This is a genomic window from Micromonospora sp. NPDC004704 (assembly GCF_053601675.1).
In genome coordinates, this window is the sequence record NZ_JBSGCD010000031.1 from 72,513 (window position 1) to 86,843 (window position 14,331).

The 14,331-nt window shown below is 71.0% G+C and carries 16 protein-coding genes; 7 read left to right on the plus strand and 9 right to left on the minus strand.

Annotated features, from left to right (window positions below):
- Positions 1-5: 5 nt before the first annotated feature.
- The 4 genes from ACWEFB_RS30225 to ACWEFB_RS30240 all read right to left on the minus strand — a co-directional run bounded on the left by ACWEFB_RS30225 (position 6) and on the right by ACWEFB_RS30240 (position 5,583).
- Positions 6-1,916, minus strand: a complete 1,911-nt coding sequence (locus ACWEFB_RS30225; protein WP_452290894.1) for a glycosyltransferase — start codon at positions 1,914-1,916, stop codon at positions 6-8.
- Positions 1,917-1,919: 3 nt separating this feature from the next.
- Entirely contained in the window at positions 1,920-2,987 is a 1,068-nt protein-coding gene (locus ACWEFB_RS30230; RefSeq protein WP_452290896.1) for a glycosyltransferase family 2 protein, read from the minus strand.
- A gap of 188 nt (positions 2,988-3,175) precedes the next feature.
- A complete protein-coding gene (locus tag ACWEFB_RS30235) occupies positions 3,176-5,011 on the minus strand; it encodes an NAD-binding protein (protein ID WP_452290898.1) in 1,836 nt (611 codons plus the stop codon).
- A gap of 137 nt (positions 5,012-5,148) precedes the next feature.
- On the minus strand, positions 5,149-5,583 hold the full coding sequence (locus ACWEFB_RS30240; RefSeq protein WP_452290900.1) for a winged helix-turn-helix transcriptional regulator: 435 nt from the start codon (positions 5,581-5,583) through the stop codon (positions 5,149-5,151).
- Between the two features lie 155 nt (positions 5,584-5,738).
- Here ACWEFB_RS30240 and ACWEFB_RS30245 point away from each other — a divergent pair, with 155 nt between their 5' ends.
- From ACWEFB_RS30245 to ACWEFB_RS30260, 4 genes are all read left to right on the plus strand, one after another.
- Positions 5,739-6,578 (plus strand): NAD(P)H-binding protein, encoded by an 840-nt coding sequence (locus tag ACWEFB_RS30245; RefSeq protein WP_452290902.1) that lies wholly within the window; start codon positions 5,739-5,741, stop codon positions 6,576-6,578.
- A gap of 77 nt (positions 6,579-6,655) precedes the next feature.
- Complete coding sequence (locus ACWEFB_RS30250) at positions 6,656-7,099, plus strand: N-acetyltransferase family protein (protein ID WP_452290904.1); 444 nt, start codon at positions 6,656-6,658, stop codon at positions 7,097-7,099.
- 170 nt (positions 7,100-7,269) lie between these two features.
- The gene (gene serA / locus ACWEFB_RS30255; RefSeq protein WP_452290906.1) at positions 7,270-8,484 is read left to right on the plus strand and encodes a phosphoglycerate dehydrogenase; all 1,215 of its coding nucleotides are present in this window, start codon (positions 7,270-7,272) and stop codon (positions 8,482-8,484) included.
- Positions 8,481-9,863, plus strand: coding sequence for an FAD-binding oxidoreductase (locus ACWEFB_RS30260; RefSeq protein ID WP_452290908.1), 1,383 nt, complete (start codon positions 8,481-8,483; stop codon positions 9,861-9,863). The genes serA and ACWEFB_RS30260 overlap by 4 nt, the downstream gene beginning before the upstream one ends.
- Positions 9,864-9,902: 39 nt before the next feature.
- Here the strand turns inward: ACWEFB_RS30260 and ACWEFB_RS30265 are convergent, their stop codons facing one another.
- The gene (locus tag ACWEFB_RS30265) at positions 9,903-10,334 is read right to left on the minus strand and encodes a permease-like cell division protein FtsX (RefSeq protein ID WP_452290910.1); all 432 of its coding nucleotides are present in this window, start codon (positions 10,332-10,334) and stop codon (positions 9,903-9,905) included.
- A gap of 97 nt (positions 10,335-10,431) precedes the next feature.
- On the opposite strand from ACWEFB_RS30265, the gene ACWEFB_RS30270 reads away from it, so the two are divergent.
- A complete protein-coding gene (locus ACWEFB_RS30270) occupies positions 10,432-11,067 on the plus strand; it encodes a histidine phosphatase family protein (protein WP_452290912.1) in 636 nt (211 codons plus the stop codon).
- Here ACWEFB_RS30270 and ACWEFB_RS30275 read toward each other — a convergent pair.
- The 3 genes from ACWEFB_RS30275 to ACWEFB_RS30285 form a co-directional block, all read right to left on the minus strand.
- On the minus strand, positions 11,064-11,198 hold the full coding sequence (locus ACWEFB_RS30275; RefSeq protein ID WP_452290914.1) for a hypothetical protein: 135 nt from the start codon (positions 11,196-11,198) through the stop codon (positions 11,064-11,066). The two genes, ACWEFB_RS30270 and ACWEFB_RS30275, sit on opposite strands and share 4 nt — an antisense overlap.
- Positions 11,179-11,640 (minus strand): hypothetical protein, encoded by a 462-nt coding sequence (locus ACWEFB_RS30280; protein WP_452290916.1) that lies wholly within the window; start codon positions 11,638-11,640, stop codon positions 11,179-11,181. The genes ACWEFB_RS30275 and ACWEFB_RS30280 overlap by 20 nt, the downstream gene beginning before the upstream one ends.
- 115 nt (positions 11,641-11,755) lie before the next feature.
- Positions 11,756-12,349 carry a TIGR03086 family metal-binding protein gene (locus tag ACWEFB_RS30285; protein ID WP_452290918.1) on the minus strand — a complete coding sequence of 198 codons (594 nt, stop codon included), beginning with the start codon at positions 12,347-12,349 and terminating at the stop codon, positions 11,756-11,758.
- Positions 12,350-12,444: 95 nt separating this feature from the next.
- Here ACWEFB_RS30285 and ACWEFB_RS30290 point away from each other — a divergent pair, with 95 nt between their 5' ends.
- Positions 12,445-12,816, plus strand: a complete 372-nt coding sequence (locus tag ACWEFB_RS30290) for an Mth938-like domain-containing protein (protein WP_452290920.1) — start codon at positions 12,445-12,447, stop codon at positions 12,814-12,816.
- 104 nt (positions 12,817-12,920) lie between these two features.
- A complete protein-coding gene (locus ACWEFB_RS30295; protein ID WP_452290922.1) occupies positions 12,921-13,283 on the plus strand; it encodes a YciI family protein in 363 nt (120 codons plus the stop codon).
- 40 nt (positions 13,284-13,323) lie between these two features.
- Here the strand turns inward: ACWEFB_RS30295 and ACWEFB_RS30300 are convergent, their stop codons facing one another.
- Positions 13,324-14,214 (minus strand): right-handed parallel beta-helix repeat-containing protein, encoded by an 891-nt coding sequence (locus tag ACWEFB_RS30300; protein ID WP_452290924.1) that lies wholly within the window; start codon positions 14,212-14,214, stop codon positions 13,324-13,326.
- Positions 14,215-14,331: the final 117 nt, after the last annotated feature.

A 14,331-nucleotide genomic window follows, 5' to 3' on the forward strand; every position in this document is an offset into this window, starting at 1 on the left:
GACCGTCATGCTCCGGTGTGGACAGTGTCGGTGCTCGGGGCGGACTCCCCCTGCGGTACACCGGACGGCGCCCCCGCCGGTTCCGGGTCGGCGAACGCCTCGACCGGGATCCCCGGCCAGCGGGCGAACGCGGTGTCGAGGAAGTACTGCTGCCCCGGATCCCAGGTGTGGCCGGACTCGCGCCGGTGGTAGACGTACCCGAACGGGTGGGTCCGGTAGATCACCGCGCCGTCGCGCCGGAGCCGCTCGATCACCCCGTAGTCGACCGACCTCGGCACCGGTCGCCAGCCGCCGACGGCTTCGAGATCACCCCTGGCCAGCAGCATGGTCCCGCCGGCCACCATCTCCCCGGTGGACTCCGGCACCCCGGACGGACGCCGTACGGTGACGCCGAGGGTCTCCAGGAAGACGAACTCGGTGCCCTTGCCGACCAGCGTCGCCCCGGAGTAGTGCCGGGCCAGCACCAGGTCCCAGACGTGCTCGATGCCGTAGCTGTCGTCGTCGTCGAACTTGGTCACCAGGCTGCCCCGGGCCCGCCGGGTCGCCTCGCCGAGCGCCGCACCGAACCCGGTGCTGCCCGACACCGGCACGATCTCGTACGGGCGGCCGGACTCGGCGAGCATGGTCGCCACCTCGGCCGGCAGTTCGATGCCGTGCAGGCAGAGGATGAGCTCCAGCTCGGGATAGGTCTGGTCGATGATCGCCTTGACCGCACCGGCCAGCATCTCCGCCCGGCGGGTGGCCAGGATCGCGCTGACCGACGGCGGGCGCCGCAACTCGGGCAGGGCGTCGGCGGTCACCCGAGGGAGCGCGAAACCGGCGGCGTGACCGCGCAGGGCGGCCCGGCGCTGCCGTACGCTGCGCGACTCCAGGGCCAGCGGGTCACCGGTCGGCAGTGGCGTGGTCAGCAGTTCCCGCAGCTCGGGCTGGATCAGCCCGGCGACCCGTGGCGGCAACTCCGGAACGCGCAGCAGCGCCCCGGTCATCGCCAGCTGGACCAGCAGCGCGGCGGTGTCGACCGGCCGCTCGTCGGTCAACGGCGGGCAGTCCACCCCCTTGACCAGTCGCAGGGTGGCCAGGGTCGCCGCGTCCAGGCCGGCACCGCCCAGCGGGTGCCGGTCGGCCTCGCTGCGCGCCCGTCGGGCCCGCCCGCGCGCTTCCAGTTCGAGCCGAAGGGTTGCCGCCTCGGGCTGATACGAACTGGCCCGCCGCCCCCTCGGGTTGATCCGACGGGCGTCCACCAGGACCACCGTCCCGCCGTCGGGGCCCTGAACGTCGTGCCGACCGGTCGGCACCGCCACCGCGTACGGGTGGTCCTCGGCCGGCTCGCCCGGCTGCGCCACCCTCGGGTCGCGCAGCACCACGTCATGTGCCCGGATGTCGGTGCTCAGCGGCAACTCGCCGGCCACCACGGCCGCGCCGAGCTGCCCGGGCAGGTACGCCGGCAGCCCGCCCTGGCTGGTCAGGCTCGCGCTCACCGGTGCGGGCAGCGGTCGGGCCGGGCCGAACGCCTCCACCGAGGCGCGCACGATGTCGCGCAGCGGGACGGGTTTGCGCAGCCGGACCCGGACGGTGGCAGGGCCGCGTCCCAGCCGGGGTAGGGCCACCCGCTGCCGGACCAGGTGGTCCAGCGGGCCGATCCGGCCGGACCAGCCGCTGCGCGGCGAGCGCCAGTAGGCGACGACGATCCGGGCTCGGCTGGTCGGGGTCAGCGTCTCGGGGTACTCGGTCAGGAGATCGCGCAACCGGTCCAGCGTCCCGGCGAGGACCAGCACCCCACGGGAGCCGGGGATCCTCAGCGTCCGCAGGCCGACGAGGCGGCCCAACCGCTCGCTGAGCACCGGCGGTGGACCGTTGACCAGTCTCCACGTACCGCCTGCGTTGGCGCCCCGCGACTCAGTTGTGGCTTTCGGCATGCCTCATCCTGTTTTGATCGGTGACCGTCGAACCACTCTACGCGGCGCGGGAGAACCCGCCTGCGGGCGCCGTCCGGTCAACCGTTGCCGTACCTGCCACGCCGTCATGAGCAGCTCGAACAGTTGGTACGCGCCGATCGCGACCAGGCGCTGCTTCAACCCGTCGTTGCCGGCCGCCACCGGTGCACCGCCGGCAGGCAGGTGCCGGCGGTACTGCGCGGTGATCCGGGCGAAGAACGTACGGCGCATTCCTCCGGGCACCCGGCTCGCGTGTCCGAGGACCTGGAGGCAGTGCCAGATCATCCGCTGGAAGATCACCGGGCGCAGGGTGGTGAAGTCGCCGGGGCGGGAGTCCATGTACTCGAAGACCCGGTCCCACTGGTCGAACACCTCGAGGTGACGCTCGCTCACCGTACGGGTGATCGCCCCCTGCTGCCGCTGCCGGTACGCGTAACAGTCCCGGTCGAGCAGGCTGATCCGTCCCGAGGCGAGCATCAGCGGCAGGATGAATGCGACGTCCTCGTACCAGCCGGGGCCGAAGGTGATGCCGGTCCGTACCAGGAACTCCCGCCGGATGACCTTGTTGCAGGCGATCCAGAGGTGGTTGAGCAGGCCCGGGACCTCGGCGAAGGTGAAGGTCTCCGGCACCGGTCGCCCGCCGTGCACGGCGCTGACCGGGTGGTCCTCGACCCGGCCGTCCCAGTAGACCCGGGCGTACCCGGTGACGAGCAGGTCGGGTGTGGTCTGGGCGAGCCGGTCGGCGACCGCCTGCAGGGTGCCCGGCGGCAGCCAGTCGTCGCTGTCCACGCACCAGACGTAGGTGCCGGTGGCCTGCCGCAGGCCGGTGTTGCGGGCCGCGCCGAGTCCCACGTTGCGGGGCAGGGTGACCACCCTGATCCGGCTGTCCAGGGCCGCGTAGCGGGCGAGGATCTCGGCGGAGCCGTCCGGTGAGGCGTCGTCGACCGCGATAACCTCGAAGTCGGTGAACGACTGGTCGAGCAGGGAGTCGAGGCACTCCGCGAGGTACTCCTCGACCTGGTACACCGGAACGATCAAGCTGAGCAGGGCCACCGCTGTCCACCTCCGGGTGCATGGGGCGGACCCAGCCTCAGGTAGCCGGAAGGCGCGGCAGCGGACAGTACGTTAACGCGGGGTGACCAGGTAACGACGGCTGACCGGCCGGTGAACCCCGGCTTGCCGGAATCCGGGTCATTCCAGCGGAATGTCCGCTCAGGCCGATCGGTCGCCGGATCTCCCGCTCAGGCCGGTCGGTCCGGGCGCCGGGCGAGCAGCGGCAGTGGTTTCGGCTCGACCAGCGGGGGCGGGTTGGCCGAGGCGGCGGTCCGGGTGAGCAGTGCGGCCAGCCCGGCCCTGGTGGCGACCACCAGCAGGCGGTCGGTGCGGACCAGGGGTCGTCGGTCCGGCAGCGACCAGAGGGTCTGCCCGACCCGTCCGGTCCGGACCGCGATCAGCCGTACCTCGTGCGGCCGGCTGACCTCGGGGCAGAACTCGCCCTCGAGCGCCGACCCGGCGCCAACCGGTATCTCGGCGACCAGCAGAACCCGCCGCCCGACCGAGACCGTGTCGATCACCTCGCGGCCGAGCAACGCCGCGGCGAAGGCCGGCGCGGCCAGGTAGGAGACGCTGCGCGAGATGTTGATCCCGAACGACCGCCGGATCCGACCGGCGAACTCCTCGTCGAACAGCCGCAGCACCACCCGCAGCGGCGGTCGCGGGTCCGCCACCGGTCCGCCCCGGTCCTGGTCCGCCCGGTGTACGGAGCGCGCCAGCAGCGCGGTCTCCAGGTTCGTCACGTCGTCGGCGCAGAGCACCACCAGCGCCCGGCAGGTCTGTACCGACGCCGCCCGCAGCGTCTCGGCGCTGTTCGCGTTCCGGATCAGCACCGGGATGTCGAGGTCCCGTGCGACCTGCACGCCTCGGGCGTCGGCGGTCCGGTCGATGGCGACCACACCGATCCCGAGGGCGTGCAACTCCTCGACCACCCTGGTACCGATGTTGCCCAGCCCGACCACCACCACGTGACCGGAAATCGGCTCGGTGAGTACGCCGGCCGCGAGCGCCAGCCGGACGTTCACCACCAGCCCGACCAGCAGCACGGTGACGGTCGGGATCAGCGCCACCCCGGCGAGGACGAGGACGAGCTGGACGACCTGCTCCCCGGCCGACCCGGTGAGGTCGGCGTCGGCCCCGCCGAGAGCGGTGACCGCGGTCAGGTAGGCGGCCTGCCAGAAACTCAGGTCGCGCAGCACGGTGAGGGTGCCTGTCCCGACGAGCAGCAGCCCGGCCACCGAGCCGAGGGCGAGTCGCAGCTTGCGATCGAGCAGCAGCCGGGTGGTCCGCAGCGGGCGCCGCCGACGCCGCTTGACCGGCCGAGGTCGGGGACCGGTGATCCGCGCGAGTACGAGGTCCGCGTCGCTGTCCCGCTCCGGCAGGGTCACCGGTCCGGCCTGCCCGCCGGTGACCGCCAGCCCGCAGAGGATGTCGTCCGGATCGGCGACCCGGTCCCGGTTCACCGCCATCAGCAACTCGTCGGGCAGCCGGACGTACCGTGGGGTGTCGTCGCCGAGTGCGGCGGCGACGAAGGCCGGCGCGGCGATCTCCGACCCGGACAGCACCTCACAGTCGCCGAGCATCGCCGCGACGCCCTCACCGAGCACCGGGTTGAAGATCCGGACCACGATCCGGACGGTCGGGCTGACCTCGCGGGCCATCATCGCCGCGTCGACGTTGTCGATGTCGTCCCGTCCGACCAGCGCGAGTGCGGCGGCATGCTCCACCCCGGCGTGCCGGAGCACCTCCTGGCTGAGCCGGGGCGCGACGACGACAACCGGGCGCAGCGCCGGGTCGCCGTTCTCCGGGCGGAGCCCGGCGATGTCCGGCGCCTGGCCGGCGGACATGGATCCGAGGATCACCGTTACCGGCGCGTGGTAGGTGTCCATCAGCTCGGCGACCAGTCGGCGGGCGAGCGGATTGTCGCCCCAGACCACGAAGTGTCCGGCCCTCGCGGGTCCGGCCGGCTCCGGGGGCGCGCCGGTCCCGGACGGCTCCACTGCGGGCGGCGGGTCACCGGACACGGGTCGATGATAGGCGGGCCGGGCACGGGGTCCGGTCGGTCCGTCCACCGAGGATCGTGCCGATCCGGAGTGTCATTTCGCGTTCGGGCCCCGGTCATCAGCCGGGTGAGAGGTGTTCAGCGCCGCCTGTGCTCCGCTCAGGATCTGCGGGCGGGGAGCCGATCCGTGCCGTCGTAGGCGGTCCGGGCCTGCTCGACCCGGCCCAGGTTCGCGTCGGACCACTGGGCGAGGGTGTGGAACAGCGGGGCCAGGCTGCGCCCGAGTTCGCTGATCTCGTACTCCACCCGGGGCGGAATCTCCGGGTGGTACGTCCGCACCACGAGACCGTCGCGTTCCAGTTGCCGCAGCCGCTGGGTGAGGACCTTCGGGGTGATGGTGGCGATCCGGCGTTCCAGCTCCACGAACCGCTGCCGGCCGTGCTCGTTGAGGGTCCAGAGGATCGGCGTGGTCCAGCGACTGAAGACGATGTCGACCACGGGCCCGATCGGGCAGGCCAGCTCGGGATCGCTCGCCGCGTCCGGGCGGGTGACGTCGCCGCCCATGCCGGGCCGTGCGTCGCCGGAGCCACTCATTGGATTCCCCCAGGGTAGTCACTTTCCTGTAGGTACCTACTATACCTGGGCTGTTAGCTTCGCTGGGTCACGGCGATGACCTGGGTCTTCGCCGCTGATCCGGCGCCGCCCACCGGTGGTGTCGGCACCCGAACGGGGAAGACTGGGAGCTGTTCATGATCGTGGTAGCGGGAGCGACCGGAAACGTCGGCCGACCACTCGTAGCGGCACTGAGCGCGGCCGGTGAGCAGGTGACGGCAGTCTCGCGGGGTCCTGCCGATCCGGCCACACCCTCCGGGGTACGTCACCGAGCGGCCGACCTGGCCGAACCGGAAACCCTCCGACCGGTGCTCGACGGGGCCGACGCGCTGTACCTCCTCGTCTCCGGCGCCGGGGCGCACCTCGACCCGTACAAGATCCTCGACGTCGCGAAGGCGGGCGGGGTGCGTCGCGTGGTCCTGCAGTCCTCCCAGGCCGCCGGCACCCGACCGGCGTCCGTGTCCCATGCGCCGCTGCTGCGGATCGAGGACGCGCTGCGGCAGTCGGGGCTGGACTGGGCCGTCCTGCGACCGGGCGGCTTCGACTCCAACGCGTTCGCCTGGGCCGACGGGATCCGGGAACGGCGGACGGTGGCCGCCCCGTTCGGCGACGTGGGCCTGCCGACCATCGACCCGGCCGACATCGCCGAGGTCGCGGCCGTGGTGCTGCGCGACCGCCGCCACGCCGGTCGGACGTACGAGCTGACCGGTCCGGCGGCGGTCTCGTCCCGCGAGCGGGCTCGGGCGATCGGTGACGCGCTCGGTACGCCCGTACGGTTCGTCGAACAAAGCCGGGACGAGGCGCGGGCCCAGATGCTGCGGTTCATGCCCAAGCCGGTCGTGGACGGCACCCTCGCCATCCTCGGCGAGCCCACACCCGCCGAGCAGCAGGTCAGCCCGGCCGTCGAGCAGATCCTCGCCCGAAAGCCCCGCTCCTTCGCCGACTGGGCCGCCCGCAACATCGACGCGTTCCGCTGATCCACCCGCCCTTCCCGAAGACGCTCTCGCACCGGACGGGTACCCGACGACCGCTCGTCCGGTGCAAGAGTGGGCGGATGACGATCACCATTCGGGAGGCCGTGCAGGCGGATCTCCCCGCACTGCTGGCCCTGTACGGGGAACTGCATCCGAACGACACCCCGCTCCCGCCCGATCGGGCCGGGTCGATCTGGCGGGAGATCACCGCACAGTCCGGGCGTACGGTCCTGCTCGCCGAGGTGGACGGGGCGCCCGCCGGCACGCTCGACTGCACGGTGCTGCCGAACCTGACCCGCGGCGGCCGGCCGTTCATGCTGGTGGAGAACGTCGTGGTCGGCGCGTCCGTACGCCGTCTGGGGGTCGGCCGGGAGTTGCTCGCGGCGGCGGTCGACCGGGCCCGGTTGGTCAACTGTTACAAGGTCCAGTTGCTCTCGCGCCTGACGCGGGACGAGGCGCACGTCTTCTACGAGTCGTGCGGGTTCCGGCAGATCGCCGCGGGTTTCCGCCGATATCTGGACTGAAACGGCCGGTTGCGGGGGCCTGAACGGGACACCGGGGATCCAAGGGTCGGGACGGAGCGGACGACCCGTCGGAGCAACTCGGCGCTGGACTAACCTTGGCCTCTGGTCGGGCTCTATGGCGCGCTCGCCGCTGATCAACGCAACGGACCGCAACGGACGGAACAAAGATCATGATCGACCAGGCCAAGACTCGCGTCCTGCTGCTGGAGAACATTCACCCCGACGCGGTCTCCCGGCTCGAGTCGGAGGGATTTCTCGTCGAGTCGCTGCGCAACGCGCTGGACGAGGACGAGCTGATCGCCCGGATCGAGGGCGTGCACCTGCTCGGCATCCGCTCCAAGACGCAGGTCACCGCCCGGGTGCTGGCCGCCGCGCCGCAGCTCGTCGGCGTCGGGGCGTTCTGCATCGGCACCGACCAGATCGACCTGGCCGCCGCCTCCGCGGCCGGCATCGCGGCGTTCAACGCCCCGTTCTCCAACACCCGCAGCGTGGTCGAGCTGGCCCTGGCCGAGATCATCATGCTGGCCCGGCGGCTGCCCGAGAAGAACGCCGGCATGCACGCCGGGGTCTGGGACAAGGCCGCCAACGGCAGCCACGAGGTCCGCGGCCGGACGCTGGGCATCGTCGGGTACGGCAACATCGGCGCCCAGTTGTCGGTGCTCGCCGAGAACCTCGGCATGCAGGTCTACTTCTACGACACCGCCGACAAGCTCGCCCTCGGCAACGCCAAGCGCTGCGACAGCCTGAACGAGCTGCTGGAGGTGGCCGAGACGGTCACCCTGCACGTGGACGGCCGACCGGGCAACAGCGGCTTCTTCGGCGAGGAACAGTTCGCCCGGATGCGCCCCCGCAGCCTCTTCCTGAACCTGTCCCGGGGCTTTGTCATCGACTACGCCGCCCTGCGCGATCACCTGGTCAGCGGGCACCTGGCCGGCGCCGGCATCGACGTGTTCCCGCACGAGCCCAAGGGTCGGGGCGACGAGTTCACCTCGGAGCTGCGCGGCCTGCCGAACGTGATCCTCACCCCGCACATCGGCGGGTCGACCGAGGAGGCGCAGGCCGACATCGGCGGGTTCGTGGCCAACAAGCTGGCCCAGTTCGTCAGCGAGGGCAACACCACGCTGAGCGTGAACCTGCCCGCGATCCAGCTCCCGGCGGCAACCGGGACCCACCGGATCGCCCACACGCACCACAACATGCCGGGTGTGCTGGCGCAGGTGAACAGCATCCTGGCCGAGCACGCGGTGAACATCGAGGGCCAACTGCTCGGCACCCGGGGCGAGTACGGCTACCTGCTCACCGACCTCGGCGCCGGTTACACCGAGGACGTCGTGCTCCAGTTGCGGGCGATGAGCCAGACGATCCGGCTGCGGGAACTGTCGTGAGCGACCTCGAAGAGGACCTGAGGGCCATCGTCGGGCCCGCGCACCTGCTGGTCGACCCGGACCTGCGCGACGCGTACGAGACGGACTGGACCCGCCGGTTCACCGGCACCGCGCGTTGTGTGGTCCGCCCGGCGGACACCGCGCAGGTGGCCGCCGTGGTCCGGGCCTGCTCGGCGGCGGGTGTGCCGATCGTGGTCCAGGGCGGTAACACCGGCCTGGTCGGCGGCGGCGTGCCCGGCGGCGGCGAGGTGCTGGTCAGCCTGACCCGGTTGACCGGGCTGGAACCGGTCGACGACATCGAGGGCCAGGTCACCGTCGGTGCCGGCGTCACCCTGGAGAAACTCCAGGCGCACGCCCGCCCGGCCGGACTGGACGTCGGCGTCGATCTGGCCGCCCGGTCGTCGGCGACCATCGGCGGCATGGTCGCCACCAACGCCGGTGGCATCCGGGTGCTGCGCTACGGCAGCATGCGCGACCAGCTCACCGGCCTGGAGGCGGTACTCCCCGACGGCACGGTGATCACCAGGCTCGCCGGCCTGGCCAAGGACAACACCGGGTACGACCTGACCCAGTTGCTCGCCGGCAGCGAGGGCACCCTGGCGATCATCACCCGGGTACGCCTGCGCCTGGTCCCGCTGCTGCCCGCCCGGGCGGTGGCCCTGGTCGCCGTCAACGGCACCGACGCCGCGCTCACCCTGCTCGCCGCCGCCCGCGGTCGCCTCTCGACCCTCGCCGCGGCCGAGATCTGCTACCCCGAGGGAATGGACCTGGTCCGGTCCTACGGCCGCCTGCCCGCCCCGTTCGACACCGACTATGCGGCGTACGTGCTGCTGGAGTGTGCCGGGCACACCGACCCTACCGACGAGTTGCTGGACATGCTCGGCGACTGCGCGGCCGTCGAGGATGCCACGGTGGCCTCGGACGCGGCCGGTCGGGCGCGGCTGTGGGCGTACCGGGAGACGCACACCGAGGCGATCAACACGGCGGGTGTGCCGACCAAGCTCGACATCTGCGTACCCCTGCGAGAGCTGGCCGGGCTGGTCGCGGTCCTGCCGGAGACGGTCGAAGCGGTCGCACCGGGTGCCCGCACGATCCTCTTCGGTCACCTGGGCGAGGGCAACCTGCACGTCAACGTGCTCGGCGCGGGTGACCTGGCCGAGCAGGTGACGGACGCGGTGCTGCGGCAGGTCGCGGCCCGGCGCGGCAGCATCAGCTCGGAACACGGTGTCGGTCGGGCGAAGGCCGAGTGGCTGTCGCTGTCCCGCTCCGCCGAGGAGATCGACGTCCTGCGCCGGATCAAGTCCGCCCTGGATCCGGCCGGTCTGCTCAACCCCGGCGTCCTACTGCCCACGGCTGCCGGCGGCTACGAACACGGGTAGCGCGGGACAGGTGGGGCGGGAACGCGGCAGCGGGCCTGTTCAGCGACCCGGGGACGGCGTCACCGTCGGTGGTGTGGTCACTTCCGCGACGCCGGGCAACTGGCGCAGCTCGGCGAGGATCGGCTCTGCCACGGCACGGTCGGGCAGCGTGAGTCTGAACGACTCGGGAAGGTCCTCGGGTCTGACCGACCCGGCCAACTCCGGCTTGTCCTTGAACGTTTCCTTGAACCGTTCGTAGGCCCGCTCCCGATTTTCGAAGGTCAGCCCGGTCACGCCCGGAAGCGCCCGCAACCTCGCCTCGACTTCCTGCTTCTGTGGCCCCGTGACCTCGTTGTGGAGGAATAGGACGACGTCAAGTGGTACGGGTCCTGACGGCGATGGGACCGGCACCGGCAGCACCACCGGCACCCGTGTGCAGGCGACCAGGCCAGCGACCACCATGACCACTACGAGCAGCCTGATTCCGCGCACGGTCGCAGCCTAGCCGGCAGCCGGTGTCGGCGCTCGTTGACAGCCGTGACTCGGGTCGGGCCACATCGGCAGAGTGTGCGTCTGTGAGAATCCTCGTATGTCCGAATCCGCGTCACCGCCGGTCGTGGCGAACCGGTTCCTGCACCTGGCCCGGCACGGCGAGGCGATCGACGAGGGTCGGCTCACCGAGGCCGGACAACTGCAGGCCCGGCTGCTGGGACGGCGGTTGGCGAAAGTGCCGCTGACCGCCATCCACCACAGCCCACTCCCTCGTGCGGTCCACACCGCCGAGTTGATCGGTGAGTCCCTTCCGGACCTACCGTTGTGCGCCGAGGACGTGCTCGGCGACTACATCCCGCCGGTCCCCCACCCGGACGCCCTGCCCGAGGTCTACACCCGTTTCCTCGACGGCGTCACCCCCACCGAGTACGCCGACGGTGCCCGCCTCGCGACCGCCGCGATCGAGCGGTACGCCCGGCCGGCGGTGTCAGAACCCGCCGGGTCGGACACGCACGAGCTGATCGTGACGCACAACTTCCTGATCGGGTGGTTCATCCGGCACGCCCTCGACGCCCCCGACCACCGCTGGCTCGGACTCAACCAGAGCAACTGCGCCCTGACCACGATCCTCTACCGCCCGGATCGCCCGCCGGCCCTGGTCCGCTTCAACGACATGTCCCACCTGCCGGCTGACCTGCGCTGGACCGGATTCCCGTCGGACCTGAACATCTAGCTGTTGTCGCAGCTCTCGGCGGCTTTCCGCTCGAAGGTCCGCCGCGACATGATCCCCGACTCGCGCCGGCTGACCGGGGCGAGCACGTCGTCCGCGCCGATCCGGCCCAGGTCATCGGTGGTGAAGTGCACCGGCGCCGAGTCCCGGCCACTGTGCCCGCTCAGGCTGTACCGGACTCCGGGTGTCAGCTCGGTCAGTGACACGGTCCGGGCCGACTGGCCCCTCCGGGGGTTCGGAGGTCGGGTCGCTGGTCTGCCACCCGTCCGGGGGCGTACCGAACAGCGGCGCCTCGACCACCTCGCCGGCCGGTTCGCCGCTGACCCTCCACTCGATCAGCGTGTCGACGCCACCCGTCGGCGTCGGCCGCGCACTCTCGTCGTTCTGGTAGACGCTGATCTGCGCGAAGTCGCCGCCGCAGGTCACCAGGATGGCCAGTGGTCGACCGTCGCGCATCGCGAGCGCGGCCACCGGCTGCGATCCCGGCGTGCATGCCGTGAGCGTGCCGACGACCAGTGCCGGCACCATCATGAGCTTGAATCCCGCATGCACCGAACCGTGCCGACGTGAGATCACGACCAAGCCTCGCCCCGGCCGCACCCCGCAAACAACCCGCGGCTGTGGCGGTTGACTGCCCCTCCAGGGGGCACCAGATCGCCACAGCCTCCGGCATCACTGAACCGGGGTGCGGTCAGGCGTGGCCCGGATCGCGTCCGGCGAACGCGGCAAGGCGGTCGTACACAGGGGCGTCGTCGGGCACCGTGACCTCGGGTCCGAAGGCCCCGCCGTCCGCCTCGGTGGCCCGGAACTGCGGCCGCAGCGCGCCTCGGATCCAGCTCAGTGCGAGCTGCCCGATCTCCGGATCGAGCTCGGTCGACTGACCGGTTGCCCTGGCCAGGTCCCAGGCGTGCATCGCGAACTCGGCGATCTGCTGGTCGACCGGAAAGCGGGCCGGCACCTCGCCCATCCCGGGCAGCGTGATCGTTCCGGTCAGGTCGCCCGCACCACGCCAGGCGTCGAGCAGTTCGGCGGCCCCCTTGCCGAAGACCGCACCCCGGTCCTGTGTCACCACCGGGGCCACTTCGGACCAGTCCGGCTTGCCACCGGTCGCCGTCAGGGTGAACTGGTGCAGGTCATACACCACGTGGTCGCCGAGCTGCGCCACCGTCCACGACCGGCAGGGCGTCGGCAGATCCTGCTGGTCGTCGCGCACCCGGCCAAGAATCTCGCCGACCTGGTCCAGCGCTCGCGACAGCAGGACAATCGGCTCGTTCTCCGTCGCCATGAAAAATCTCCCTGGTCGTGATGGGTATCTACCGAGAGTCAGACAACCACACCCGTACGACAGGGAGGGCCCCGCGCGTCTGGCACAGTTTCGCTATGGCAGAACGAAGGTCACCGTTGATTGTCGCTGTCGCGTGGGGGGAGATCGAGGTCGAAAATCTGGGTACGTTCAAGGACGTCAAGCTCTACCCGGGTGGCGGTCGTGAGTGGGACTGGTCCGAGACGGGCACCAGCCACTCACCCGGAATCCAACCGGCCGACGTGGCGGAGCTGATCGACAACGGCGCAACGGTTGTTGTCCTCGCCAGCGGAATGGAAGAACGGCTCGGGGTGACGGACGAGACGCTCGACCTGCTGAGGAGCAGGGGCATCGGCGTACACGTCCTGGAAACCCGGGCGGCGGTGCGCACGTACAACGAACTGGCGGCGTCGGTCCCGGTCGGGGCGCTGTTGCACTCGACGTGCTGAGCCCTGCACGCAGAAGGGCGTACGCCCTGGGACCGGTGCTGTCGATTCCGGGCCGGTCGTTCGTCGCAGGAGTGAGGACGAACAACATCCGATCGGAGAATCCCATGGCCCAGTACGCGATCCTGCTGTTCGCGAACGCCCCCGCCGACGCCTCGGACCTGACTCCGGAAGAGCAGGAGGCGCACCAGCGGCACGGCGAGGACGTGGAGAGGTTCGGCGGCACCATGCTCGCGGCGTTCGCGCTGCAACCGAGCACCACGGCGACCTCGGTCCGCGGTGACCTCGTGACGGACGGCCCCTTCCTCGACACCAAGGAGGTCATCGCCGGCGTCTACGTGATCGAGGCTCCCGATCTGGACGCCGCCCTGGAGATCGCCCGGCGCAACCCCGCCACCCGGCAGGGTGGCGGGGTCGAGGTGCGCCCGGTCGCGAGCGGTTTCGTCGGCCTACCGACCACCGGTGGCTGACGGACCGTGTCAGGACAGGGGTCATCGGCACCAGCTAGGTTCAATGGCAGACGACCCCCACGCATCCGTTCAGGTCGCCGGTGGAGACGTTGCCGCCGCCGTCGCGGACACTGCCGACCGGCAGTGCCTCGATGCCGTGGTCGGCGTTGCTCTGGGTACGGTTCCCGGTGACCAGGATGTCGCTGCCGACCGGCACGTTCGTGTGCAGCCCGTCGTCGTTGGGCCGGCCGGCGGCGTCGTTCTCACCCGAGGCGTAGCCGTTGCCCGTGAACCGGTTCCCGGTGACGCTGATCCGGGCCGGCGACCCTCCGATCGCGGGGGCCTCGAAGAACAGCCCGTTTCCCCCGTTGTCGGTGAAGGTGTTCCGGGCGACGGCCAGTCCGTCGATGACCGCGAGGAGGCCCACCCGCACGTACATTCCGTAGAAGTGGTTGGTGAACTCGTTCTCGATCACCCGGGTGTTGCTCGCGGGCCCATCGATGACCAGCCCGAACTCGGATGCCCGCAGGCTGTTGCGCTGGACGGTGACGTCTTCGACGGCGATGCCGAGCTGGATCGTGCCGCCGGTGAGGTCGTTGCCGCTGATGGTCACCTCGTTGGACTCGGAGACCCGAATCCCGCTCTGGGTGAAGTGGTTGTCGCGCACCACCGTACGGTTCGCCTCCGAAAGGGTGACGCGGCCGCCCCGGAAGATGTTGTCGGCGATCAGTGATCCATGGGTGTTGATGCTCAGGTCGATCCCGCCGTGCACCCTGACGTCGCGAATGGCGATCCCGGTGGAGTTCGTCGCCACCACGGCCGGCGTACCGCTCGCAACCGCTTCTATGGCACCGTCGTCGATCCGCAGACCGGAGACGGACTCGGCCTGCACACCGCCGTCGTCCCCCGGGGAGTCGGAACCGTTGCGGAGCAGGCGTACGTTCTCGATCACGGTGTTACGGGTGGAGTCGAGGGGTTGGGGTCAAGTGGTGAGTGCAATCGTTAAGCGGTGATGAGTTGTGCCAGGCGCTGGGCTGGGGTGGCCCAGTCCAGTGTCTGGCGGGGTCGG

Excerpts from the sequence above, each read along its gene's own strand:
- ACWEFB_RS30225 (WP_452290894.1), bottom strand. The coding sequence starts at position 1,916 with ATGCCGAAAGCCACAACTGAGTCGCGGGGCGCCAACGCAGGCGGTACG.
- ACWEFB_RS30240 (WP_452290900.1), bottom strand. The coding sequence starts at position 5,583 with ATGAGTGGCTCCGGCGACGCACGGCCCGGCATGGGCGGCGACGTCACC.
- ACWEFB_RS30245 (WP_452290902.1), top strand. The coding sequence starts at position 5,739 with ATGATCGTGGTAGCGGGAGCGACCGGAAACGTCGGCCGACCACTCGTA.
- ACWEFB_RS30250 (WP_452290904.1), top strand. The coding sequence starts at position 6,656 with ATGACGATCACCATTCGGGAGGCCGTGCAGGCGGATCTCCCCGCACTG.
- serA (WP_452290906.1), top strand. The coding sequence starts at position 7,270 with ATGATCGACCAGGCCAAGACTCGCGTCCTGCTGCTGGAGAACATTCAC.
- ACWEFB_RS30270 (WP_452290912.1), top strand. The coding sequence starts at position 10,432 with ATGTCCGAATCCGCGTCACCGCCGGTCGTGGCGAACCGGTTCCTGCAC.
- ACWEFB_RS30285 (WP_452290918.1), bottom strand. The coding sequence starts at position 12,349 with ATGGCGACGGAGAACGAGCCGATTGTCCTGCTGTCGCGAGCGCTGGAC.
- ACWEFB_RS30290 (WP_452290920.1), top strand. The coding sequence starts at position 12,445 with ATGGCAGAACGAAGGTCACCGTTGATTGTCGCTGTCGCGTGGGGGGAG.
- ACWEFB_RS30295 (WP_452290922.1), top strand. The coding sequence starts at position 12,921 with ATGGCCCAGTACGCGATCCTGCTGTTCGCGAACGCCCCCGCCGACGCC.